This is a genomic window from Siminovitchia acidinfaciens (assembly GCF_003605385.1).
GTDB lineage: Bacteria > Bacillota > Bacilli > Bacillales > Bacillaceae_C > Siminovitchia > Siminovitchia acidinfaciens.
On sequence record NZ_QYTV02000018.1, the window covers coordinates 1 to 24020 of the forward strand.

21 protein-coding genes are annotated in these 24020 nt (G+C 41.7%); 4 read left to right on the top strand and 17 right to left on the bottom strand.

Annotated features, from left to right (window positions below):
- Positions 1-89 precede the first annotated feature (89 nt).
- Both hprK and D4T97_RS20100 read right to left on the bottom strand, forming a co-directional pair.
- Positions 90-1010: an HPr(Ser) kinase/phosphatase gene (gene hprK / locus D4T97_RS20095; protein ID WP_126052570.1), complete on the bottom strand. Its 921-nt coding sequence runs from the start codon at positions 1008-1010 to the stop codon at positions 90-92.
- Positions 1011-1163: 153 nt separating this feature from the next.
- Positions 1164-2312, bottom strand: coding sequence for an FAD-dependent monooxygenase (locus D4T97_RS20100; RefSeq protein WP_126052571.1), 1149 nt, complete (start codon positions 2310-2312; stop codon positions 1164-1166).
- Between the two features lie 337 nt (positions 2313-2649).
- On the opposite strand from D4T97_RS20100, the gene D4T97_RS20105 reads away from it, so the two are divergent.
- The gene (locus D4T97_RS20105) at positions 2650-3108 is read left to right on the top strand and encodes a DinB family protein (protein ID WP_126052572.1); all 459 of its coding nucleotides are present in this window, start codon (positions 2650-2652) and stop codon (positions 3106-3108) included.
- Between the two features lie 533 nt (positions 3109-3641).
- On the opposite strand, the gene D4T97_RS20680 is transcribed toward D4T97_RS20105, so the two are convergent.
- Positions 3642-4649, bottom strand: a complete 1008-nt coding sequence (locus D4T97_RS20680) for an outer membrane protein assembly factor BamD (protein WP_206435597.1) — start codon at positions 4647-4649, stop codon at positions 3642-3644.
- Positions 4650-5229: 580 nt separating this feature from the next.
- Between D4T97_RS20680 and D4T97_RS20115 the strand changes: the two genes are divergently transcribed.
- Positions 5230-6090 carry a fructosamine kinase family protein gene (locus tag D4T97_RS20115; RefSeq protein WP_126052573.1) on the top strand — a complete coding sequence of 287 codons (861 nt, stop codon included), beginning with the start codon at positions 5230-5232 and terminating at the stop codon, positions 6088-6090.
- Between the two features lie 99 nt (positions 6091-6189).
- On the opposite strand, the gene D4T97_RS20120 is transcribed toward D4T97_RS20115, so the two are convergent.
- Positions 6190-8040, bottom strand: a complete 1851-nt coding sequence (locus tag D4T97_RS20120; protein ID WP_126052574.1) for an SLC13 family permease — start codon at positions 8038-8040, stop codon at positions 6190-6192.
- Between the two features lie 255 nt (positions 8041-8295).
- Complete coding sequence (locus D4T97_RS20125) at positions 8296-9003, bottom strand: MOSC domain-containing protein (protein ID WP_126052575.1); 708 nt, start codon at positions 9001-9003, stop codon at positions 8296-8298.
- Between the two features lie 319 nt (positions 9004-9322).
- Between D4T97_RS20125 and D4T97_RS20130 the strand changes: the two genes are divergently transcribed.
- Positions 9323-9571 (top strand): LapA family protein, encoded by a 249-nt coding sequence (locus D4T97_RS20130; protein WP_126052576.1) that lies wholly within the window; start codon positions 9323-9325, stop codon positions 9569-9571.
- A gap of 99 nt (positions 9572-9670) precedes the next feature.
- Here D4T97_RS20130 and D4T97_RS20630 read toward each other — a convergent pair whose 3' ends face one another.
- From D4T97_RS20630 to D4T97_RS20180, 12 genes are all read right to left on the bottom strand, one after another.
- The gene (locus D4T97_RS20630; protein ID WP_164525668.1) at positions 9671-9835 is read right to left on the bottom strand and encodes a hypothetical protein; all 165 of its coding nucleotides are present in this window, start codon (positions 9833-9835) and stop codon (positions 9671-9673) included.
- 281 nt (positions 9836-10116) lie between these two features.
- Positions 10117-11139 (bottom strand): ureidoglycolate dehydrogenase, encoded by a 1023-nt coding sequence (gene allD, locus D4T97_RS20135; RefSeq protein ID WP_126052577.1) that lies wholly within the window; start codon positions 11137-11139, stop codon positions 10117-10119.
- A gap of 631 nt (positions 11140-11770) precedes the next feature.
- Positions 11771-13054: a TRAP transporter large permease gene (locus tag D4T97_RS20140; protein ID WP_126052578.1), complete on the bottom strand. Its 1284-nt coding sequence runs from the start codon at positions 13052-13054 to the stop codon at positions 11771-11773.
- Complete coding sequence (locus D4T97_RS20145; RefSeq protein ID WP_126052579.1) at positions 13055-13546, bottom strand: TRAP transporter small permease; 492 nt, start codon at positions 13544-13546, stop codon at positions 13055-13057.
- 30 nt (positions 13547-13576) lie between these two features.
- On the bottom strand, positions 13577-14596 hold the full coding sequence (locus tag D4T97_RS20150; protein WP_126052580.1) for a TRAP transporter substrate-binding protein: 1020 nt from the start codon (positions 14594-14596) through the stop codon (positions 13577-13579).
- A gap of 24 nt (positions 14597-14620) precedes the next feature.
- Complete coding sequence (gene hisC, locus D4T97_RS20155; protein WP_126052581.1) at positions 14621-15745, bottom strand: histidinol-phosphate transaminase; 1125 nt, start codon at positions 15743-15745, stop codon at positions 14621-14623.
- A 507-nt stretch (positions 15746-16252) separates the two neighbouring features.
- Positions 16253-17248 (bottom strand): C-terminal binding protein, encoded by a 996-nt coding sequence (locus D4T97_RS20160; RefSeq protein ID WP_126052582.1) that lies wholly within the window; start codon positions 17246-17248, stop codon positions 16253-16255.
- 147 nt (positions 17249-17395) lie between these two features.
- Positions 17396-17563, bottom strand: a complete 168-nt coding sequence (locus tag D4T97_RS20635; RefSeq protein WP_164525669.1) for a hypothetical protein — start codon at positions 17561-17563, stop codon at positions 17396-17398.
- Positions 17564-18164: 601 nt separating this feature from the next.
- The gene (locus D4T97_RS20165) at positions 18165-18761 is read right to left on the bottom strand and encodes a class I SAM-dependent methyltransferase (protein WP_126052583.1); all 597 of its coding nucleotides are present in this window, start codon (positions 18759-18761) and stop codon (positions 18165-18167) included.
- A gap of 13 nt (positions 18762-18774) precedes the next feature.
- Positions 18775-19380, bottom strand: coding sequence for a class I SAM-dependent methyltransferase (locus D4T97_RS20170; RefSeq protein WP_126052584.1), 606 nt, complete (start codon positions 19378-19380; stop codon positions 18775-18777).
- 101 nt (positions 19381-19481) lie between these two features.
- Positions 19482-20693, bottom strand: coding sequence for a hypothetical protein (locus D4T97_RS20175; RefSeq protein WP_126052585.1), 1212 nt, complete (start codon positions 20691-20693; stop codon positions 19482-19484).
- 125 nt (positions 20694-20818) lie between these two features.
- A complete protein-coding gene (locus D4T97_RS20180) occupies positions 20819-22882 on the bottom strand; it encodes a sensor histidine kinase (protein WP_126052586.1) in 2064 nt (687 codons plus the stop codon).
- Between the two features lie 270 nt (positions 22883-23152).
- Here D4T97_RS20180 and D4T97_RS20185 point away from each other — a divergent pair, with 270 nt between their 5' ends.
- Complete coding sequence (locus D4T97_RS20185; protein WP_126052587.1) at positions 23153-23839, top strand: response regulator transcription factor; 687 nt, start codon at positions 23153-23155, stop codon at positions 23837-23839.
- Positions 23840-24020 lie beyond the last annotated feature (181 nt).

Below are 24020 nucleotides of genomic sequence, written 5' to 3' on the forward strand. Positions count from 1 at the left end.
GAATACCGAGTTCAGACCTTGAAAGTTGCTTAAAAAAAAATATGTCTAACTTTTCGGGGTCACTTCAAAAGCTTCCGTCTGTTTTTTGTTTAAAATTTTTGATCGATTCCCAACCGCTTTGAAAATTCTTCCGCCGCGCTGTATCCCTCACGTTGGAGGTACCAGTTGTTGGCAGCCGCTTCAATGAGCCCTGCCACATCACGTCCTGGCTGGAGCTGAATCTCAATATGAGGAATTTTAACTCCCATATAATCTGTAAACTGAGGCTCAAGCTCCAATTCATTGTTCAGGGAATCCTCATCCCATTTCGTCAACTCGATGTCCAATACAATCCTTGAATGATCCTGGAACGCTTCCCTTCCGTACAGGCGGACAACATTGACCAGTCCAATGCTTCTTAAAGCAAGCAGCTCCCTCGTATTATTATCGTGTGTGCCAAGCAGCGTCTGAGGCCCGAGCTTTTTCAAGGTCACAATATCATCTGCTACCAGCCTGTGCCCCCTTCGGATCAACGTATGGGCGGTCTCACTCTTTCCGATGCCGGATTTTCCACGCAGCAGGACTCCGATACCCGATACATTTACACAAACGCCGTGGATGGATATTTCCGGAGCCAAAGCCTTAATTAAATAGGCATCCATTTTCCTGACAAATTCGGACGTCGGATCATCATCAGTACGCAACAGGGGAATCCTTTCCTGTATGCAGGATTCCATCAAATAGCACGGCGCCTCCTGACTTGCTGTGATGATGAAACAAGGTGGATGATAATTCACGATGTTCCCGATCCGAAGCTTCTGCTCGTCCTCGCTTAATTTTTTTAAAAATGTAAGCTCTTTTACTCCAAGCACCTGAACTAGCTCTGTTGGGAAAAAATCGAAATAGCCGACAAATTCCAAACCTGGGCGGTGGGCTCTGTTTGTGGTGATTTTCCGATCCAGATGCTCTTCCCCCGCCAAAACCTCTAATGAAAATCTATCGATCAAGTCTTTAACTGTTATCGTTTTCAATCCGATGCACTCTCCATATCTAAATACCTTATGATTCAGGATTATACTTGAAAAAAGAGGAAACGTCATCCTAATTTTCTCCCAATTTAAGCGCTTACAAACTTTTGTCGTAAAATGTATATATAATTGATAAACAACTTTCATAACTTCTTCCTAAGAAAAGTCTACATCCAACAAGAATCGGAAGTTTTTTAATAACAATCCTGATGGAACCATTTGAAATAAGGTGTCTCTGATTTTTATCGCAATAGGGTTCCCGAATTGGGCTGCCGCACCGATCTGCCTGGACATGGTGATGATCTTTGCTGTCCGAGTCACCCGCTCCCGTTCATACTGTCGGAATGCTTCCTCGTAGCTCTGTGACTCTTTTAAGCTTTTTGCCAGTACAATGGCATCTTCCATTGCCTGCCCTGCTCCCTGTCCCATATTCGGTGTCGTAGCGTGGGCCGCATCCCCCAATAATACCACACGGCCAAAGGCGAATTGTTTCAGTGGTTTAATGTCCAGCATATCATGATGAAGCAGATCTTTCTCCTTTGTTGACTCGATCAACTCTGTCACATGCTTGGGAAACTGTAAAAAAGTATTTGCGACATCTCTGACGCTGAACGCTTGATAGACTGGATTCCCAGGTTTGGTGTTTACGCAGGCAAACCAGTAGATTCTGTTGTCTTTTAGCGGAACAATACCAAATCGCCCCTCCTGCCCCCACAATTCATAAGCTGTGTGACTATGTATTAGAGGGTCATCCGTGCTGACAACTCCGCGCCAACATGTGTAACCAGCATAACGCGGCTGAGAATTTTGGACAAGCCTTGTGCGGAACATCGAATGGATACCGTCCGCAGCAATCACAATATCCGCTTGCACGTTTGTTCCATCTTCAAAAAACACAGTCACTTTTTCCCCATCCTGCTTGAAATCCACACATTTCTTTTTCAAGTGAACAGTCCCCGGTTTAATAGCCCTAAATAAAATATTGTGCAAATCAGCGCGGTGTATCGTATAACTGCTTAGCCTGAATTCATCAGCAAGCTTTGTAAGGTCCATTTGATTTAGTGTTTTGCCACGTTGATTTTGAAAAATCATATAATCCAGCCGGTTCCCCTTTTCCTCCAACTGGTGACCGACCCCTGCTTCATATAAGGCGCGCAGTGCGTTAGAGCCAACTCCAAGCCCTGCTCCAATCGCTTTTATGGAAGTGGCTGATTCATATAATTCGGCGCGGAATCCATTTTTTTGGAGCATGAGCGCTGTGCAGAGCCCTCCGATTCCGCCTCCGATTATTACTATATTTTGCATAAACACCCTCCATTCACCTTTTTATAAAGTAAACAGGTAAAGAAATTATAAAATTTGACCAGGTTCTATACAAACTAGTATGTGTTAAGTCTAGCTCCGACGGACAGGAGGTCCTAGTGCCACCGACTTGCTAGTGCAAGCGAAGCGACAGGATATAGCGCATTGAGAGCTTCCTCTTCAAAATTCGCCTTGTGCTTGTCACCTAAGGCTGCACGCCTTGCCATTTTCTTATTATGTTCATCAAAGTCATAGAAAGATTGAATAAGTCAAAAGATTGGAAGTCCCTGTAACACTAGAATATAATGTTGTAAAACAAAGATAAAGGGTGTTGATAGAGATGGAGACATTACATATGTTCGAATATTCTCGCGCCGCTTTATTAATTGCGTTGAGGAATACGAAGGAAGGTACTTGGGACGAGCGGATTGAAGGCTTTCCAAATACAATCCGGTGGAACGCCGGGCACATGTATGTTACGGCTGAAGAATACTTAAACAAAGCCGATAAAAATTACGAAATCATCCATCCCAAATGGTTTGACTTTTTTATTGATGGTACAAGCCCGTTTAAATGGGAAGAAGAACCCCCTGCTGTCGAAGAAATTATGGATGCATTAAAAAAGCAGGGTGAACGTATCATGGAGTATTTTAATGGAAAATTGGATAAAACAGCATCCGAAACAGTTGACATCCGTTATTTGAAGTTGGATACCGTAGACGCGGCACTGCAATTCGTCACCTGGCATGACGGCATTCATCTAGGAATCGTCAAGTCCATGCAATATGTCATGAAATAAAGAAAAGCGTAAGGCGCGCAGCCTTAGGCGCCAAGCACAAGACGAATTTTGATGAGGAGCTTTTTAGCCACCATAGCAAAGCTGCTTACTTAATTACATCGTGATAAACTTCTTTGAATATGCTTCATGCAGCTTTGAGACGAGCTAAACAAGGCTTCCTCGGATAAGCAATGACGCAGGAGTACATTCATCCTGATGGCTTCCTTGCAGCTTGTGACCTCAAGCCGATGGCGCCTGGCCGCCTCGGGACGCCACACCCTGTGGCTTCGGCAGGCTCAGGGCGCGACATCCTGTCGCTTCGCTTGCACTAGCACTTCCTGTGCGGCGGTGGCACTAGGACCTCCTATCCGTCGGAGCTAGACATAGAAAACTTTATTTCGAAAAGTTAATTCTTCATTATTTTGTACTTCTTTTCTAATGAGAAGAGAGCTCCCTCAGAGGAGCTCTTATTTTTATTATTGTTCTATTTCGGGGCGGAGCCCTATTGCGCGGACGCCTTTTCACATTCTATTTGCGGCTTTCGAGTGCCCGTATCACGGAAGCTCATAATAACCATCGTAGATGCTATTGGCCTCTTCTTTAGACACGCGGTTCATCCGTCCGCTTTCTCCCTGTAGGACATTGTTCCCTGACAAAGTAATGCGGGATTTGTGGCCAAAGCTGAAGGTCAACTCAATTTCTGTGCTGCTTATATGATTAATATTGAAAATATCATTTTTAAAGATGACGTCTGACTGTTTTACCGCACATGCAAGATAGGTCGATGTGAGATGACAGGCCTCCGTACGGTCCTCTGTCAACCAGTATCCCCCGGCCGCTCCGATATCTTTGGATTGAGCTTCTTGCTTCGCTTTTTCTTCCGCAGCTTTTCTTTCTATTTCAGCTTTTTCAGCTGCTGCTTTGGCTTCTGCCTCTGCTTTAGCTTTTGCTTCGGCTTCTGCCTTGGCCTTCGCTTCAGCCTCCGCTTTTGCCTTAGCTTCCGCTTCAGCAAGAGCTATTTCTTTAGCGTCCCTTACTTCGCCTTTTAAGGTATCGATTTCTTCTTTAAGTTCGCTGAAGAACGGATGGCCGAGATCATTTTCCAAAACCTTATCAAGAATACCTAGAGAGTCATCAAACTCCCCTTGCTCATGGTGCTGCTTTGCTTCATCAAAGCTCGCGGTATATTCTTCTTTTTCCTTCTCCATTTTTTCCATTTGACCTATTAGACTCTTTGCTTTTTCTTGAAGCGCTTCGGAACCATCTTCAACTTTTTCAACTTTTTCCGCTGAACTCTTCGCAGCTTCAAAATCACCTTCATCAAATTCTTTTTGAGCTATTATCATCTGTTGAGTTTGTTTAATTAATTTAGTCGCTTTTTCATCTTTGGGCTTTTCGTCCAGTGCCTTTTCAAAAAAGTTTTCCGCGCTGGCATACTCCTCTTTTTCAATCTGAAGCAATCCCTGCTCCATCATCTTTTCATATATTTCATTGTTTTTGGAGCAGCCGAAAATAGCTAACAAAGTGAAGCAAACAATTAATCCTGACACTACTTTTTTCATCCAATTTCCTCCTGAAAAATCCATGCTGCATACATCTATATAGACATTGTAAAGGATAAATGTATCCGGAGACAGCAAATGTTTTACACATGGTATATTTTTTATAGTCAGTATATTTTCTATACCACCTTATTATCTCTTCAAGGTGATGAATATGATGGAGATTTGCCCTTATTTGGAAGCTTCTATTCAAATGTTAGGGAAAAAGTTTAATGGATTGATCATCCATTACCTATCGCTTTGTCCCAAGGAACCAGACCGCTTTTCCGAAATCAAAAGGAATCTGCCAGAAATATTTCAAGAGCTTTATCAACAAGACTGCCAAAGTTGGCAACCTTGTCGAGGATACAACTGGCGCCAACACCTCTTCCTTGATTGTGGAGAATCTGCTTGATGCTAGGAAGTTTTTATTTTCAAAAGAAATTGAAGAGATGTATGATGTAAATCAGGAAGACGTTAGGCTTTCGTAGAAAGTGAGCTTACTTCTGTATCAGCTGGAGGAATTTCCCAGCGGCCTTTATATTAAAAGAGTATAAAACAGGCATCTCGCCTGTTTTTTCCAATACTGGAGGCGTTTTTTGTGGACAATATCATTAAACAAGCTCTACATAAAGCAAACGACCATTCAACGATCAATAATATGAATCGGGTCGCAGGCGGCTCCATCAATGAGAGTTTTCTCGTAGAAACACAGTGTGACAGGTATTTTGTAAAGCATCATGCTGATTCACCGGTCGGCTTTTTCGAGCTGGAGGCCGCAGGATTGCGGCTGATAAGGGAAACCCTATCCATCTCAGTGCCGAAGGTCCTCGCTTTTTCTGATAAAAAAGGGGAGGCTTTTCTGATCATGGAATGGGTGGAGGGGCACGGAACATCTGAAACTCAAGTGAAGTTGGGAGAGCGGCTGGCTGCTATGCACCAAAATTATGGAGCAAAACACGGCTTTGAAAAAGACACGTTTATTGGGACCCTTCCGCAACCAAATGGACTTTTTTCCAACTGGCTAGACTATTACCGTGACCGCAGGCTTCGTGCCCAGCTTGAACTAGGGGTTCGGAAGCATTCGATAGCAGGCAGACGGCAGGAGCAACTGGAAAAGCTCCTTGAACGGTTGGAAGACTGGGTTCCTCGGGACGTTCCGCCTTCTTATTTGCACGGGGACCTTTGGGGCGGTAATTGGCTGGCAGGTCCTGGAGGAGAGCCATATCTGATCGACCCCTCCTTTTTATACGGGGACAGGCATTTCGAACTTGCCTTTACGGAACTTTTCGGCGGTTTCGCGACCGCCTTTTATGAAGCATATGCCAGCCAATTCCCACTCGCTGACTATTACGAGGACATCAAGCCGCTGTACCAGCTCTATTACCTGCTTGTCCACCTGAACATATTCGGAGAAACATACGGTGGGCAGGTCGATGCTGTGCTGCGGAGGTATGTATAAGAGGTCAGGCCCCCACTGCGTTAACGCAATGGGGGCCTGACCCTTTTTTTGCTATGTCCAGCTCCGGGCGCCCCTAGGCAGCCGCCCTCGCTTTTCTATTTACAACGGAAAGAAGAACGGAATTGTAAACAACATAACCACGAAGACTACCGCCATTAACGGCAGACCAATTTTAACAAAGTCGGATACTTTGTAACCCCCCGCCGTCATGACCATGGCGTTTGTAGGGGATGCAACCGGTGTGGCGAACGCCATATTAGAAGCCACCGCTACTCCAATCAGAAACGTATATGGATTGGCGTCGATCGTCAATGCCGCATTCATGGCTATCGGTGCAAACAAGACGGCTGTTGCCGTATTGCTGATAAATTGTCCGAATGTCATTGCCAGCAAATAGATACCTGCAAATACTCCTAAACTGCCCAAGCCGCCTAGCGTCTTGATAATCCCTTCTGACAAAAGCATGATTCCGCCCGTCTTTTCAAGGGCTGTAGCAATTGGCAGCATGGCGGCGACGAGCACAATTGTTTCGAAGTTGACCTGGCCATATGCGTCATCCATATTCCGGAGACAGCCAGTCAAAATCATCAAAACAGCTCCAATCAAAACAGAAATGACTGTCGGAAAAATCTCGAAAACCATAAGGATTACCATCATCAGGATAATGGCCGCCGCAATCGGCGCTTTCCCACTTGCCGACGCTGCGCTGGCATGTTCCTGGGGCTGTCCGACGACAACTACATCATTCGTCTCCCTTGCCAGCAGCTCAATCGATGCCCAGGACCCCTGCACCAGCAGCGCATCCCCAAAACGGAGCCTCTGCTTTGCCGGCTCTTTTAGAACGTATTGCCCCTGACGGTTGATCCCTAAGATGTTCAAGTTATACTTTTCCCTAAACCCGATGCTCTTGGCCGTCTGATTGATTAACTTAGAATGAGGTGTCAGCAGTACTTCAGCTATTCCAAGCTGCTTTGATACCAATTCATCTGCTTCGGACTCCTCTTCCTCGAACATTAAACCAAAATCCGCCACCATTCTCTCGACATTTTTCAAAGTGCCCTGAACGTATAAAATATCTTTCGGTTGAATGACACTTTTAGGACCGGCCATTTCGTGGTAGGTCATCGGCAATAAGTTCAAACCTTCCGCCGACTTTCTAACAATCTTTAAAATATATAATTGATAGGCTTCCGGAGTTTTCAATTCGGTCAGTCTTTGTCCGACCATTTCCGATTCTTCCGGTACCCTTACAAGAAATAATCTTCCTCCCAATTGGTAATCAGCCACGAGTTTTTCAGGTGACAGCTGATGTTCGTCCTCGGCGTTTCCTCGGTTCTTCCCTTTCGGAAGCAATTTATTTCTCACAAAATACAAATAGATAATTCCTGTAACAACACCAACAAGACCGACTGGTGTGATGGCAAAAAAGCTCAATTTTTCATAACCGTTTTCTACAAGCGTCTGACTGGCAATCAAGTTTGCGGGTGAAGCAATCAGCGTTAACAGGCCTGAAAAACTCGCTACGTAAGACAGCGGTATTAAAAATTTCGACGGGCTGCTGTTGATACTAATAGCGATACTCACCACAATCGGAAGCATGATGGCGACTGTACCTGTATTGCTCATGAAGGTTCCTATAAACGCGACAATAACAAGTAAGATGACAAACAGCCTTTTTTCGCTGTCCCCCGCGGAACGGAGCACAAAGTTGCTGGCCATCTGTGCAAGACCTGTACGTAAAATTCCTGCACCGATAATGAATAGTCCGGCTACCATGATAACAACCGAGTTAGAAAAACCAACAAGGGCCTCATTCGGGCTTAAGATTCCTGTCAACACAAATGCCAGTAAGGCCATGACGGCCACCAGATCCGCCCGTATTTTATTGGACATGAATAAAATGATCGTGACTGCCAAAATGATAAATGTCAAAATAAGGTCCAAGGTCATCCGAATCCTTTCTTAGATGCTTATTGTAATTGTATAGTAAAATTTGGAGAGCCGCTCACAGAATTCCTGTAAATTTGTGATGAATTCGTGCAATCACTGATTAAACTCATGCAATTCTAAACCGAATTCGTGCAATCACTGATTAAACTCGTGCCATCAACGCCACAATCCATGCAATACCGGGCTTAACTCGTGCGATTAACCTCCGATCACGTACATTTCAGCAGCGAGCTTGCACAAAGATGCAGTCAAATATCACTCGTTTGGCCCAATCACTCTTTTCCGCAAATCAGGATTCTCTCCTTTTTCCACCCGCTTTCTCAAAGTGGCTGTCCAGTTGGATGACAAAAGATCACACTGGGACAACTTCCTTGCCTCTTCCAAATTATCTTTATCCATATGCATGATTGTATTACACTTTTCGATAGTCCATTGCGGGTATGACCGCTCAACCAGTGTCAGCACCTGCCCGGCTTCCACGTCCCCTTCTTTTAAAACCCTGTAATACCAGCCAGTCCGCCCTGTATTTTGCAAAAACAGCGCCAAGTTTTTTATTTTAAACCTGCGGGCGGGCTTCCAACAAGGCTGTCTCGGCTGCGATACCTGAATGACCGCGTCGCCAATCTCGTATATATCTCCGATTGCGACAGATGCCTCCAGCTGATTTTTCAGCAAAAAGTTCTCACCCATTCCACTCGGAAAAATCTCCGTATCAGGCAGCTCTTTTTTCCAATACAAATAATGCTCTGAAGGATAGGCAAATACTGCCTTTTCCCGGCCGCCATGATGTTTTAAATCTGCCTGCTTGTCTCCAGCCAAATTTGTTTCTCCAAGCCAGATGGGACCACTAACAGGTTCTTTGAAAATCCCGCTTCTCCACTCACGGTCCATAGGTAAAACAGCGTTCTTTTCTCCAACGGTTTTCGGCTGTCCGACAAAGACCTTTTCCAGCAATACATCCATCTGAACGTCCCCCATCTCTCGGTTGAATGATGGTTATATTTTAACTGGCTTTTTAAACTTTTTCCAAAAAAAGAGCGGATGAATTGTACCTCATCACGCTCCTATCATGCTTTATTAGTAAATAATGAAGCCGGCGATGGAAGGTTTATCGACATAATACCGCCTTCAAGCCCGATTGTCTGCCAGGTGAAGATTAATTCATCCGAACAACGGTTTATTAACGTTGAAGTTTTAAATACCAAAAACGCTCCATAGAAACTTTGATTGTCCTTAGTTATCCATAATTATATAATGGTTCAAAAGCTTAGTGAGGTGACTTATGAAAAGACAATGGAACTTAATATCCGCACTGATTGTGGTTTTAATAATTGCGGTTTTTTCAGTTATCAATGTTGAACCTGTAACGGTCAATTATTTATTTGGAAAAGCAGAGTGGCCACTAATCCTAGTCATTATTGGTTCAGTCCTATTGGGGGCACTCTTAGCTGGACTAATTGGGATGATGAAGATTTATCAGCTGCAAAGAGCCTTGAAAAAGACTGGGGGCGAAATAGACCAGCAGTCGTAAAAGCTAACTTACTCAACATAGGTATTAGTGGAATAACACGTAGAATTAAACTACTTCATTATTTTAGATGTAAATGCAGCCAAAATATTAAACAACTTATCAAATGAAAAAAGGGAAATAGGTACCCCGCAGGATCTTTTCAAACTTCATAACGAGGAACTGGTGGGCGATTACGGCTTCATTCGTCTGTTGAAGGCGCACTTGAATAAGGCCAGGTCCATACGTACGCTTGCCCTCTTTGAGCTTCCCCTTGACTGTATTCATTCAGGGCATCCTGGTATTCTATTTCCGTTTGGCTGCTTTCCCTTTGAATCCATCCGATGTTTCCTAATTTCATACAAAAATAACTATTGGCGGGGAAGCTCCTGGGGGCTTTTTACCGGTTGGTGAGCAGTTTTTTTTAGTAGATCATAAAAAAAACACTTCCCCAAATTATTTCAGGGAAGTATAGAAATTAGTCGAGATTTAATAATCAAATCAACATGGAAGCACGAAAACACTTAATAGGGATTTTACATACATAGATGAATGGATTTATTACTCATTCATGAAAGTTTTACCGATTGATTCAGATAACGAAAAACGGATTCAGGCAGTGGAATTCCGTCCACACGTCGTATTTTTTCTTGAATTACTTCTGGTTCGCCTGGAACGAGTACCTTAGTAAAGCCCTTCGACGGTTTTAATGAATGAATCTCTCGAATCATACAGTCTAGGTTATTTAAAAAATCTTCTGCAGCAATAAACTTGGCCGGATCGAGTACCATAAAAAAATGTCCAATATCAAGTGCTTTACTATAATCTACATACATTTTTGTTATGTGAGGTCCGAATGCAGAGCCCGTTAAGAGACCCGCAAATATTTCAACAATAAAACCTAAACCATAACCTTTCGCTTCACCAAATGGGTGTAAATAGGATACCTTGCTAGGATCTGTCGTTTGATTCCCCTCTTCGTCGACACCCCAGTCTGCCGGGATTTGTTGACCATGATCTATTGCATTTAACACTTTCCCGAATGCTACTTTACTTGTTGCAAAATCAAAAATAATTGGCTCTTCATTATTTGTAGGAAAGCCAAAGGCAATTGGATTCGTACCAAAGTATGGTTCAGCTGCACCGAACGGGATGACGGCTGTTTCTGTATGGGTCATTGCAACACCAATTAATTTTTCATCTAACGCTTGCTTAACAAAGTAAGAAAGGGCACCACAATGGCTGCTGCGTTTCACCCCTACCACTCCGATACCATGATCTTTAGCCATTTGAATGGCTAAATCCATTGAATGTTTCGCAATAACATGGCCAAAACCATTGTCGCCATTATACACAGCGGTAGTATCACTGCTCTTCTCTATTTGGGGATTGGAATCAATATTTAATCCTCCCCCTTGAATCCGCTTCACGTAATGCTCAGTTTTCATAACTCCGTGTGAATCAACGCCGCGTAAATTTGCATGTATAAGAACGTCAGCTACAATTTCCGCTTCCTCTTGGCGCACGCTTTCTTCGCAAAGTTTCTTGACAACCAGTTCTTTTAAATCTTCATGGGATACAACCTTTGTCATGCTTAATTTCCTCCTTTTTTAGAAATATTAAAAAATTTGAGATCCAACGTTCCCACAATTCACTCGGTTAAGTTTGATGTCACTACTCCGACCTTCTAGTAAAATACCATTTAAATACTACTATCAAATGAACTAAGCTTTGTAATATCACAAAAAGCCGCCCCTTGGTGCTTAGCCCCATGTCAATTCATGCTGAATCCATTCCGCTATCAAAGAAAGCATCCATATGCATTTTGTTTTGAATTCAACCTCAAAAGGATACTGGCTCGAAATTACCTCAGTAACCCCCCTTTGTGACCTTCCAATAATCCCGTCGGCTTATCAGATGAATACTTCATGCCAGTCCGGCTATACCATCGTTGTCTGGGCACACTTTTCATTAATGACAAAAGGATATTTCCGATGTAATTGAAGGAATGTTTACCCAATTACATCGGAATCGCAAGCTATCATGCTCATATTTGCTAGTTGTTCTAAGGAAAAGATTCTTTATGAACCAGTTCACTCAATTCCATTGAAAACTCGAACTTTCACTATCTGAAATCAATATCAAAAAACCAATTTGTGCGTATTACTTTCCCAGCCGGCTCTCTTATTTCTGCACCTTGATTATGGATTTCCTATTAAAGCTTTACTTATTCATCAAGTTTGGCAAGAACATCGAAAGACCCGGGATTAATATAACCATGATTACAGTTATAATCATCGCCAAAATGAATGGAAGAACTCCTTTAATTACGCGTTCTACTGATACCTTAGCTATATTAGATGCTACAAATAAATTCACTCCTAAAGGAGGAGTCACATAACCTATTGCTAAATTGGTGATCATAATGATACCAAAATGTATAGGATCTAACCCTATCTGGGTCGCGATTGGCAATAAAATTGGGGTTACAATAACAATCGCAGAAATTGTGTCTAAAAACATACCTACTACTAATAGAAATAGGTTTATTAATAATAAAATCATAATAGGATTATCAGTCAAACCAACTAAAAATGTAGCAATCGTTCCTGGTATTCTTTCGATTGTTAGTAAATAGGCAAATGATACTGAGAAACTGACAATGATGATTACTGTGACATTAATCATTGCAGTTTCAGCAAAAGATTCATAAACCTTTTTCCACGACAGCTCTTTATAAACAAGCCCTCCTACAATTAATGCATAAACACAACCAACAACCGCTGATTCAGTAGGGGAAAATAACCCTGAATAAATCCCCCCCAGTATAATAACTGGAACTAACAGTGATAACTTGGCTTCGTTTGTCGCTTTTAATACAGCCTTGAATGTCGGAATTTTTCCCGTACCCTTATAGCCATTCTTTTTTGAAATAAGGTAAGCTGTCAACATTAGACTAATCCCCACCAATATTCCCGGAATAATCCCGGCCAAGAATAATCCCCCGATTGACACTCCACCTATGATACCAAACATGATCATTGGGATACTTGGGGGAATAATGACCCCGATAGATCCGGCAGCAGCCGTAATTGCAGAGGCAAATCCTGTATCATACTTTTGTTGTTTCATCGTTGGTATGATGATAGATCCAATAGCTGAAACAGTTGCCGGACCGGAACCGGAAATTGCTGCAAAGAACATACTTGCCAATACCGTCACCATTGCTAATCCGCCTATTAAAAATCCGGTGAGTACATTCGCAAGATTGAGTAATCGCTTTGAGATACCGCCATGTCCCATTAATACCCCTGTTAAAATAAAGAACGGTACAGCTAATAGAGTAAATGAATCTATTGATGTAAACGCCTTTTGAACAATCGTACTCAACGGTATAGGGGTTGATAGTGCCATTGTGATTAGTGCCGAGAATCCGAGCGATACAGCTATGGGAACTCCTATTAACATAAGTATAAAAAAACTTAGAAACAAAGTGAGTATAGTTATTTAAACCAACTCCTTATCTTCCGGTTGATTTTTGACAATCAAAAATATTTGCTGTATCAACCGGATGCTCATAAGTAGCCCACCGAGTGGGATGGATATATATGGTATCCACATTGGAATTCCCATAGAAGGACTCGTTTGCCCTGAATGAAAAATACCGTTTATAAAGCTAGTCCCCTCTACTGCAATAAAAAGGGCAAAAGCAAACCAACTTATGATAGCTAGTAAATCTAATGCCATTTTCATTCTCCCAGAAAATAGATTTACGAAAAATGTGATCCGTATATGTTCCCCTTTTCTGATTGCTAGGCTAGCCCCTATCCATACCTGCAAAATATGCAAATACCGACTTAATTCATCCCCAAACGTTAAAGAACCAAGCGATAAGGCACGTAGACTAACCTGGGAGAAAATGAGGGCTACCATGAGTACTAAAGTGATTACTAAAATTACTTCTTCAACTTTTTTATCAAAAAAAGTAGATAACTTCATGGCACAACCTCCTCCTGCTTAAAAATAAAGTCAATTATAAGATTGAGCCAATTCGAGCAGGTCACCGAACTCTGCTTTATATTTCTCGTATACAGGAGCGAGTTGTTCAACAAACTCTTTCTTTTGATCTGATGATAATTCGTTAATTTCCATATGGTCTGACACTACATCATATGAATCTTTAACTTCTTCAAAGGCTAATGGTCTTTGGTATTCGGTAAAAGTTTCAGCGGCTTCAGTTAGTGCCTTTTGTAATTCTTCGGGTAAACCAGTAAAGAAATTATCATTAATAAGTAGAACTTCACCGGTATAAACATGATTAGAAATAGTTAAATAATCTTGTACTTCATAAAAGTGGTCTTTGTCGATAAGATTCAACGGAGTCTCCATTGCATTAAAAACATTTTGTTGTAATGCAGAATAAACTTCTCCATAAGCAAATGGTGATGCGTTAGCACCCAATTCGTTGAAACTATCAATATGAAGGGGATTTTCTTGAACTCTGAACTTCAATCCTTTCAAATCTTCTACCTTTTCAATAGGACCTTTGTTATTCGTAATTTGACGCATACCTGCTTCTCCCCAGCTTAGTCCTCTAAGACCGAGAGGCGGTAAAGTGTCCAAAAGTTGTTCTCCTAATTCACCATCCAGCGCTGCACGTGCATTCTCAACCTCATCAAAAAGGAATAGAGAATCAAGGACCATAAAATCCTTACTAAACCCAGCTAATGCTGCTGTAGGCGGAACGGTCATCTCAATATTTCCATTTTGAACCGCCTCAATTGCTTCACGATCAGAGGCATATAAGGTCGCACCAGAGAAAACTTCAATTTGTAATTGGCCATTTGATTTTTCCTCTGCCACCTCTTTGAATCTCATTAACCCTTCGTGCATACTTGAATCTTCCTGAAGTCCGTTGTTGATTGTAATTTTGTACTTATTCTTTCCTCCGCTTCCGCCTTCGTTTGAAACTGCTTCTGATTTTCCACAGGCTGCCATCACGATCAGCGAGATAATTGAAATGAGTAACATCAAATGTTTTTTCTTCATTGTTTCCTCCTCAAATGGGTTGTATTATCTTTCGGTAAGTATTTGTTCCAATACAGTGAAAAAATGTTCATTTTGCGCTGCTGTTCCGATGCTGATCCTTGCGTGCTCAGGGTATCCCCATGGTGCGCATGGACGAATAATGAAACCTTTTTTTAATAAGTTATTGGCTAAACGTGATGAATCTTGCTTCATGTTGACAAAAATGAAATTCGTATGCGTTGGTTCTGCCTCAAATCCTAGCGAATGAAGTTTTTCAATCATCTTTGTCATTTCGCGTCGATTCTCGCATAAAACTTTGCCAATATACTCGTAGTCATCAATAGCAGCAACCGCAGCAGCTTGTGCAATTCTGTTACATGCAAACGGCTCGCGTACTGTCAATAACGGTTCTATAAGTTCTTCGCTTGCCACGGCGTATCCCACCCGCATGCCGGCCAATCCGTATAATTTTGAAAAAGTCCGAATGGAAATAACCGGAAAGCCTTCCTTTATGTACTCAACTCCTGTTGCATAACTTTCGTGTGTGACAAACTCAATATAAGCTTCATCCAGCACTGGAATGACGTGTCCTGGCAAACGGTTAAGAAAATCACGCAGCTTGTCCTCATCGACAATAGTCCCGGTCGGGTTATTCGGATTGCACACAATGGCAAGTTTTGTTTTTTCAGTAATTGCTTCAAGCATCATTTCAAGATCAAAGACGAAGTCGTCAGACGTTGGAACCTCGACTGTAGTTCCTCCCATCAGCAGGGTGTTTTTGCTATACTCCGAAAAAGTCGGGGTGCAATAGACCACTTCATCCCCGGGATTTACATAAGATGCGATTAAAAGATTAATAATATTGTCTGCACCATTAGCAACAACATAGCTGCCAGGATCAATCCCATGGAGTTCCCCAAGCCTTTCGCGTAAAGTCGTGCATGTGGAGTCTGGATACAAATGCCCATCCTGGATTTCTTTTTTCATCGCCTCTATTGCTTTTGGAGAAGGTCCGAAAGGGCTTTCATTTGATGCAAGGCGAATAACCTTATGCAAATGATATTCTTTTTTAGTCTCTTCAATCGATTTGCCTGGAATATAGGCATCCAACTTTTTTACCTGTTCCCGCCAAAAACTTTTAGAACTTTCTTTTGTTAGACTTTTGTACATTTCATGCTCCCTTCTGTCAGCTAATTAAATATCGAGAAGAATTTCCAATATTTATACTTATTAAACGATATTTTTTTATAAAAAAACTAATATTTTGGGAGTAGAGCAAAAATTTACACAATATAACAAAAAACTTAGTAAAAATCAATAACAATTAGCTGTAATAAATAGCCACAAAATTAGTATAAGAACAATATAGTAAACACATTTATTCAATCCTTGATCCTCTATCGCGCTATCGAATGGTAGCCCCTTCATGAAAGTACAGAGGTGAATCGTTTCAGTACTTTCATGAAGAGGATAATAATTTTATATCTAGTGATTTAGCTTGCAATCTCCTTTTAGCACCTTCGTGGTATTTCAGGCGGGGTAACTTTCATAGGCTGAGTGATTTTACAGTTTTTGACCTAGACACTTCTCCTTCATAATGCGAGCTTCAGTTTTATTATTTTTGCCAAGGTCCCCCATGAGCCTGTCATGGTTCACTCTGTGAAAGAACTACTAGTTTTAAACATTCAAGGCTATTAACACCTGGGGATTCAAAGTGCCTTCCACTTCCCGGCCATCCAGTATGTCAATGATATTTTGGCAGGTTTTGCTTTTTAATTCATAAATTGCATCATCAGATATATAGGCAGAGTGCGGGGTAATAAACACTTCGTCTAGATGAAGCAGCGGATCATTGAATACCGGCGGCTCATTTACCAATACATCCAGTCCGGCACCCGCAATATGCTCCTCCAGGATTGCTTGGCGTAAGCCTTCTTCGTCAAGGAGACCGCCCCTGCTGGTATTGACGATAAATGCGCCTTTTGGCATCTTCTTGAGTTCCTCATAACCGATGATATTTCTGGTTTCATTCTTTAATGACACATGCATGGTCAAAATGGTAGACCGCTCCAGAAGCTCGTCAAACGTGACCCTTTCAATCGAATATCTGTCAAAGACTTCCTGAGAACTATTCGAATCATGTGCGATTAGGCTAACCCCGAAAGAACTGAGCTTTTTTGCCACCTTGCTTCCAATTCTTCCAAGCCCGAGAAGTCCGACCGTATGTTTGTTAAAACGCTGAATCGGCTGGGTATTCACTGGATCCCATTTCCCATTTTGGATTTGTCGGTTATAAGCCGGGAAACGACGGGCCAGTGAAAGAATATGGGTGATGGTGTGGTCGGATACCTCCTCCGAACAATAATCCGACACATGGGTGACAACGATGCCTTTTTTGGTAGCAGCATCCACATCGATGTGGTTATAACCGACTCCAGAAGCCGAGATGACTTTGCAGGCATCCAATTGATTAATCAGTTCTGCCTGACACAAAAACCCTACTTGTGCTACGACGCCATCAGCATATGGCGCATACTGCGGAAGATCCTTTTCCAGATTTTCAGAACGCGTCACTTTCACCTCGAACCCATTTTGTTCATACAATTCCTTTTCAATACTGTGATCCGTCCATTCATCATCCAGAATCCAAACTAGTCTATTACCATCTTTCATCAGTATTCCTCCCTCTTAATTTTATATTTTTCAGGTGCCGCTTCGCTGTACAAGCGATGCAAGTGTCCTGGTATATAATTGTGTGTTTCACAGGTTGCACCTCCGATGGATCTTTATTTCAATAGAATGAGCTTATGAACGGACTTCCTATCTTCTTTTCCTGTGAAGAGGCTGCCCCTTTGCACTGGGACCTACAAGAATCTTTGAATTACTCACTGCGACAGGTGCTTCTTCGAAACTGAATGCAATCAGTTGCCTTTCCATCATAGGTGCAAGTATATCCCGCCACATGGAATCCTTATATATTCTCTCCATTTGGGAGTTCACCAGGATCCAATCCACTTTGTCCCCTAGTACACACTCATACCAACGCTTCAAGCTCTCCTTCGTTGAAATGTTTTGAAAATTCCATAACCCATTTATAACTCATGCCTTGTGAAAACCTAAAGAGTTTTCAAGAACCACGCTAAAAAAATTTATCATATAGCAAGATATTGTATCTTTGGTGAACCATAGGTTTGATGTTTTCACTTTCGGCCAAGAGCAACAATGAATGATGCTGCAGGACAGTGGATTAAAGACAGAAAGTATTACTTAGTAATAAAAATTCAACAAATTGGAAATTAGAGCGGTTACAATAGTCTAAGTTTTTTTACGAAAAACCGATTAATTACACATAGAAACTAGTGCTAAGAACAATGTTGTGGATTGTGCATTGGCCACTATAGGGGATAAAATAATCAGATTACCCGCACAAAAAAAGAATCGCCCAAAAGGCAATGAGAAAAGAAGGCACAGGGCATACTAGCTCATTTTAAGGATGAAGAGCCTTTTATAGTGCCGCTTTATGGCCAAAACATAAAAAAACATGCAGAGTTTTCTCTGCATGCTCCTCAAAATAATGTTAGATCTATTGTTATTTAATAAGTATCAATTGGATGACATGCGCCAATCCAGTATGTAGCCGCCCTTCCTCTCGCATCCGTTCACCGCAAAAGAAATGGACAACACGGTGCCCATCACACCACTCAAGTATCTCCTTTGGATTATAGAGCATGTCTGCCTCACGGGGACCGCCCGTACCGTACTCCAGCTGCTCTTTAGAATAAACCTCCAGCATAACGATACCGCCCGGCTTCACAGCTTTCAGCATTTTTTCAAACACCTTCCTTTGGCCTTCACCATAAAAATGGCCGAACACCATCACTGCCGCATCAAATGCTCCGGTATCCACTTCATATTCCAGGAGGTCCACCTTTTTCGTTCGTACCTCGACACCACTTTTCTCAGCCAGCTTCTGCGTTTTCTCCAGGCCGCTTTCCGCATAGTCCCAAGCCGTCACGTCATGTCCCTGCTTGGCCAGAAAAACGGCATTCCGGCCTTCTCCTTCCGCAAAACAAACAACAGACGTGCAGTTCTTCAGCCGACCAGCTTCACTCCTGATAAAATCATTTGGTTCTTCACCATAAATATATTCTTCCGTATCAAAACGTTCATGCCATTTATTACCCAATTTTAGCCCTCCTTCAAGTCATTCGAAAAATTAAAATCCGCTCATTATCATTCCGTTCATATAAATAATCAAGCCGCACTTCTTCCACGAGCTGGAACTGTGTGTGGTTCATCAAATAGTACAGATACTCATTGGAAGGGTAATACAAAATCAATTCAATCTTACGAGGATGTTTTTCGCCGGACTCCATTATATGCTGTACAACGGTCATAAATATTTGCACTGAGAATGGATTGAAAAAGAAAAAGACATTATCCTGTGAGCGTATGTCATATTCCTGTGCAAGTACACAATGAAATCCGACGGTGCCCTTTCGTCGCCTTGCCTTCTTGCTGTAGCTCGCTTTGTTTTTAAGAGCATCTTCATACAATGCGGGGTTCATCTCAATCCCGACTGCAGAAGCCTGAAAATGATGATTCACATAAAAAGGCACCCTTCCCTTACCGCACCCCATATCAACCAGGCAGTCATCCGCGGATAGCTTATAGCGGGAAAATAATTGGTCCAGTGCGGCATAAGGGGTCGGCTCATATGGATGGTAATGGACCTGTGACGGTGAAACCTCACGTTCCCCCGTTGTCTTTATAGATAAAAGTTTATCGTATTTAAAATCGATCATAGGCCAGCTCCCATTCCTCAGACATAACTCCCTACTGAACATTTTACGCCACAAAGCGTAAAAAAACCTCCGGAATATTTTCCGAAGGTTAGTAGTGTAATTCACTCTGCTCTTTTTGTAACTTTATATGAACCATTGAATAGACCCCAGCCCATTCCATCGTTGTTAATTTTCACTTTGATGATTGGCCCCTCTCCAGTTAGGTCAACTGTCACCTCTCCAGATCCATTCCATCCGTCTTCATCATATGTAAAGCTGCCAACACCATTTTCAAATACTACCTGACCCTCAACATCTGCAATCTGCCTTGCCCCAACGGACATATAAGCTACTCGAACCGTTGCCTGGCCGCCTTCGACATTTTGAATGTCAACCATCATATAAGGTGTTTCCTCTGACCGTCCCGGCTCCTCCCATAACCCAGAAAACTTTCCAATTTCACTGGATGAGGCCTCAGCTTGTACTGTTTCCGGTTCTTTTTCTTCCTCAAATCCTTCTTCCTCTTCAGTATCTTCCTCAATTGGAGATTCCACTACCGTTTCTTCCGGTGCCTCTTTATATTTTTCGATTAGATTATAATTAAAAGTTCCGTCATTCTTATGAATCGCCCAATAAAAATCACCTTGCTTCACAACAAAGTAATCACCAGTCTCCTCAATTAATTCAACATTCTCCCCGCCTCCGTATTGAGCGGCCAAAAACGCTTCGACATCCTCAAAGGTCAATTCGAGGCTTTCCTCCTCCGGAGTAATACGTTTGACATCGTTTAGCTTCCATTCTTCGTTTTCTTTTATGTATTCCACTGTCCTTTTACCTCTGGATAAGCCGTCATCAATATTCGTAATCAAGTATGAAATAATGAACCGGTCTTCCTTCTGCTCAATGAGCTGATGACTAATTCCATGGTCCCAAAATAAAGTGTCTGGAACTGAGTCACATTCACACCAATTGGCCGTCATCCAGATGGGGACCTGCAACTCCATCCCCGGTTCCGTCACCAGATCTTTTAACCGTTCCTTTACAAGGACTTTAGCTTGATCATATTTTTCTTTGTCGCTTTCAGGTTCAAAAATCCACTCCTGGTGAAACCAGTCAGTCTTCTCACCTTGAAGGTCTTTTAGTTGTTTACTTATTTCCTCCATATTACGTTCTACAATTTCCTGTGCTTCTTCCACGCTTAATTGAACAGCTTCTTCCTTTTCTTCAATTTCTTCAGCTCCGGCTTCAGGCTCTTCTACAGCTGCTTCCTTTGCCTCGCACCCCATTAGAAACAACAGGATTAAAAAAGCTCCAAACCATCTTTTGTCCATCACAATCTGCTTCCTCCTGCTCACATAAGTAAAAATACCCAAATCAAATGTACCATAAGACTGATGCAAAAACTACAAAATTTGAAAAATTCTATAAAATCACCCAAAAATAAAAACACACAATCCACTTAGAGTTTCTCGTGTGTTTTTGAGACAGTTGAGACTATTGGTAACATAAAGTAAAAGCAGCTGCCTTCCCCTTCTTGACTGGTTACACCTATCGTTCCGCCATGGAATTCGATAATCTCTTTGGAAATAGCTAAGCCCAAACCGGATCCTGCGGACATAATTTCCTGGCTTCTGTTTTTAAAAAACCGATCAAATACGAGACCAATTTCTTTCTCGCTTATGCCTACTCCGTTGTCTTGAATTTTAACAACCACTTGATGATCGTCGTCCTTTTCCACTTCCATTTTAATGAAGCCATCATTTCCGATGAACTTCTGAGCATTTGTCAGGAAATTTACAATCACCTGTTCAATTCTATGTTTATCTATCAATACAAAAATATCTTCTTCCTCTGGAGTTGAATTTTCATATAAAAATGAGATTCCCTGCTTTTCAATATCCACTTTATATTTTTCATATAAGTTTTGCGCATATTCTCGTACATTGATTTTTTTTCTATTAAACGTAATCTCCCTATTTTCAATTTCCGTCATATCATGCAAATCGTTCAACAGCCGGGACAAGTACAAACTTTGCTCGTGGACCAGCTGGATAAATTTCCTGTCCCCTTCAATGACTCCGTCCAAAATCCCTTTCATATAGGCTCTGATGGTTGTCAGAGGGGTTGCAATCTCATGGTAAATATTCCGGATCCACTTGCTTCTTGACTGGTGGGCCTCATTTAGTTTTTGATTGGCAGTTTGAAGCTCCTTGTTGATTTGCCGAAGCTCCATCGTCCGATCATGCACCTGTTGTTCAAGCGACACATTCAGCCTGGCCAAGTCATATGAAAGTTTCTCTGTTTGCTTGAAGGACCTCGAATAATGACGCGAAATAATGATTGATTGCGTAAACAAAAAGAAAAACAAGCCGACAGATGCCAGTTCAGTCGTTTGGATGAAATGATTATAGAACAGGACATCGTTGATTATCGCCAGGAAAATAATCAGGTTTGCGACAGCATTCAACAGGGAGCTTTCCCGTCTTCTTATCAATGCCTTCGTATCGACGTGAATCAAGTATGAAAACACAAGAATGATTGCCAATTGAAGAAGCTGCATTGTATTTGTGAAAATAATGGACGGAGTCACAATGACAAAAAGACTATAAGTCGCCATCACTATAACGATAGCATTCCTCACATTTGAACTCATGTCTTTAGGAAACTGAGTATACGTAAATAAAGTGAAAAACAGGACACCCAAAGATGCACCTATATATTCAAGCTTATTTCCCCACTCCCAGCTTATGAAAGGTAAAGTGTATGAAGCAAGGATGCCATCAAGAAGCGACGCCCTTATAGAGATTAATAAACAGATCACTCCAAAGAAAAGAAGCGACAGCTCTTTTCTCCGCAATGCGAATAATACTACGTGATATAACCCCATTACAATTAAGCTCACGACAATCATTGAACGAAAAAGGAGCTTCTTCTCGCGGTATTGTGCAATCCTCTCTGGCTCCCCGATTAAAATAGAGTCAAAGATTCCCGCTTTTCGCTGATAAAAGTTTGATACTTGCATGACTAGTTCGACCTGTTTATCATGAACCTGAAACTGGACCATCCTGGCGCCTTTTTTTGGCACCATTAAATCTCTGCTCTTTCCCACCACTCCGTTTTCTGCCTCAAGTTCCCCCGAAACCCACAGTTTATAGGCCGATGATACCCCAGGTACATAGAGGGACTTCGTCGTTCCAATCTCACTTTCCGGAAATTCCATATGTAAACGATAAGTTGCATACCCTTGTTTGGACAGTCTTTCCCCGTCTTTTTCGTAGCTGCTCCAAGGATCCGGAACTTCCACCATCCATTTGGCAGATTGACTATCCTTTGCAAAATCATCAGGAGTAAGTAACTCCTGCCAATAAAACTCCCAATTTCCATTTAGCTTTTCCACATCTGCCTCTGGAAAATCGCTAATCTGATATAGCCCATCCTTTACATTTTCATTTGCTTTTTTCCCTGAACATGAAACAAGAAATATTAACATGACAAATAAAAAAGCGGCTTGTTTTATTTTCATCACGAACACCCTTACTATCGCCAGACTTTAGTCCTAATTTTACATGATAAAAATTCACTTTTTTCAGAAATCGTTCGACAATCTCCGTAAAGCTATGATTAGATGTAACTAAATTGATATAATTATTTTGTATTCTTATGTTTCCATAGATTTTCATGTAGAGGACTACAGACCTATTTCATTATCCTCCCCTGAAATACCTCCTTGACAGCTTCTGGCTCTAACGGGGAGTCCTCGTGTCCGAAATTAAGATTACTTAGGGGGATTGATATGGACACAATTAAAATATTAATTATTGAGGACGAGCAGTCACTCATAGAAATTCTGCGCCTTTATTTAGAGAAAGATGGATACACCGTCTATTCTTCAACAAGCGCATCCGAAGGACTTCGTTTGATTGATGAAACTCAGCCGGATATCCTGCTTCTTGATATTAATCTTCCTGATCATAACGGCTTTCATGTTGCACGCAAGTTCAGGGAGAAATCCGACGGCATTCTCATATTCATCTCTGGTGAAAAATCAAAAAGTACCGTACTGGAAGGCTTTGAAATCGGATGCGATGACTTTATCATTAAACCATTCGACCCCGTCGAATTGCTGGCAAGAATCAAAGCAAATATTAGACGGAGCGGATTATCTACTCCCGATGTATTGAAGCTGGGGAATTTGACAATAAATCTCGCTAATAAAACTGTCCGGAAAAACAACGAGGAAGTCGACCTTTTCACTAAAGAAAAAATGTTGCTCTTCCATTTAGCCCAGAATCCAAACCAAATTTTCAGCGCTGAACAGTTGTATGATAGCATTTGGGGAATGGAGTCAAATGCAGATTTGAAAACAGTCCAGGTAAACTTAAGCACCTTAAGAAAAAAGATAGAAGATAACCCCAAGAAACCGAAATATATACAAACCGAGAGAGGCTTCGGCTACAAACTCTCCATCAGCAGTGAATAAATTCAAGTATTCCAACCTGAATTTTCCCTACAAAAAAAGCCCAATTCATCAATAATATACTGATATACTGCCCTTTCCGACCTTAGGCAGTTTTTCTTTTGCAAATATCTAAATAAATTTTCCCAATATTTGAGTTTTTTAACTTACTTTTAACCTTCATTTTATAAAATCATTATAAGGC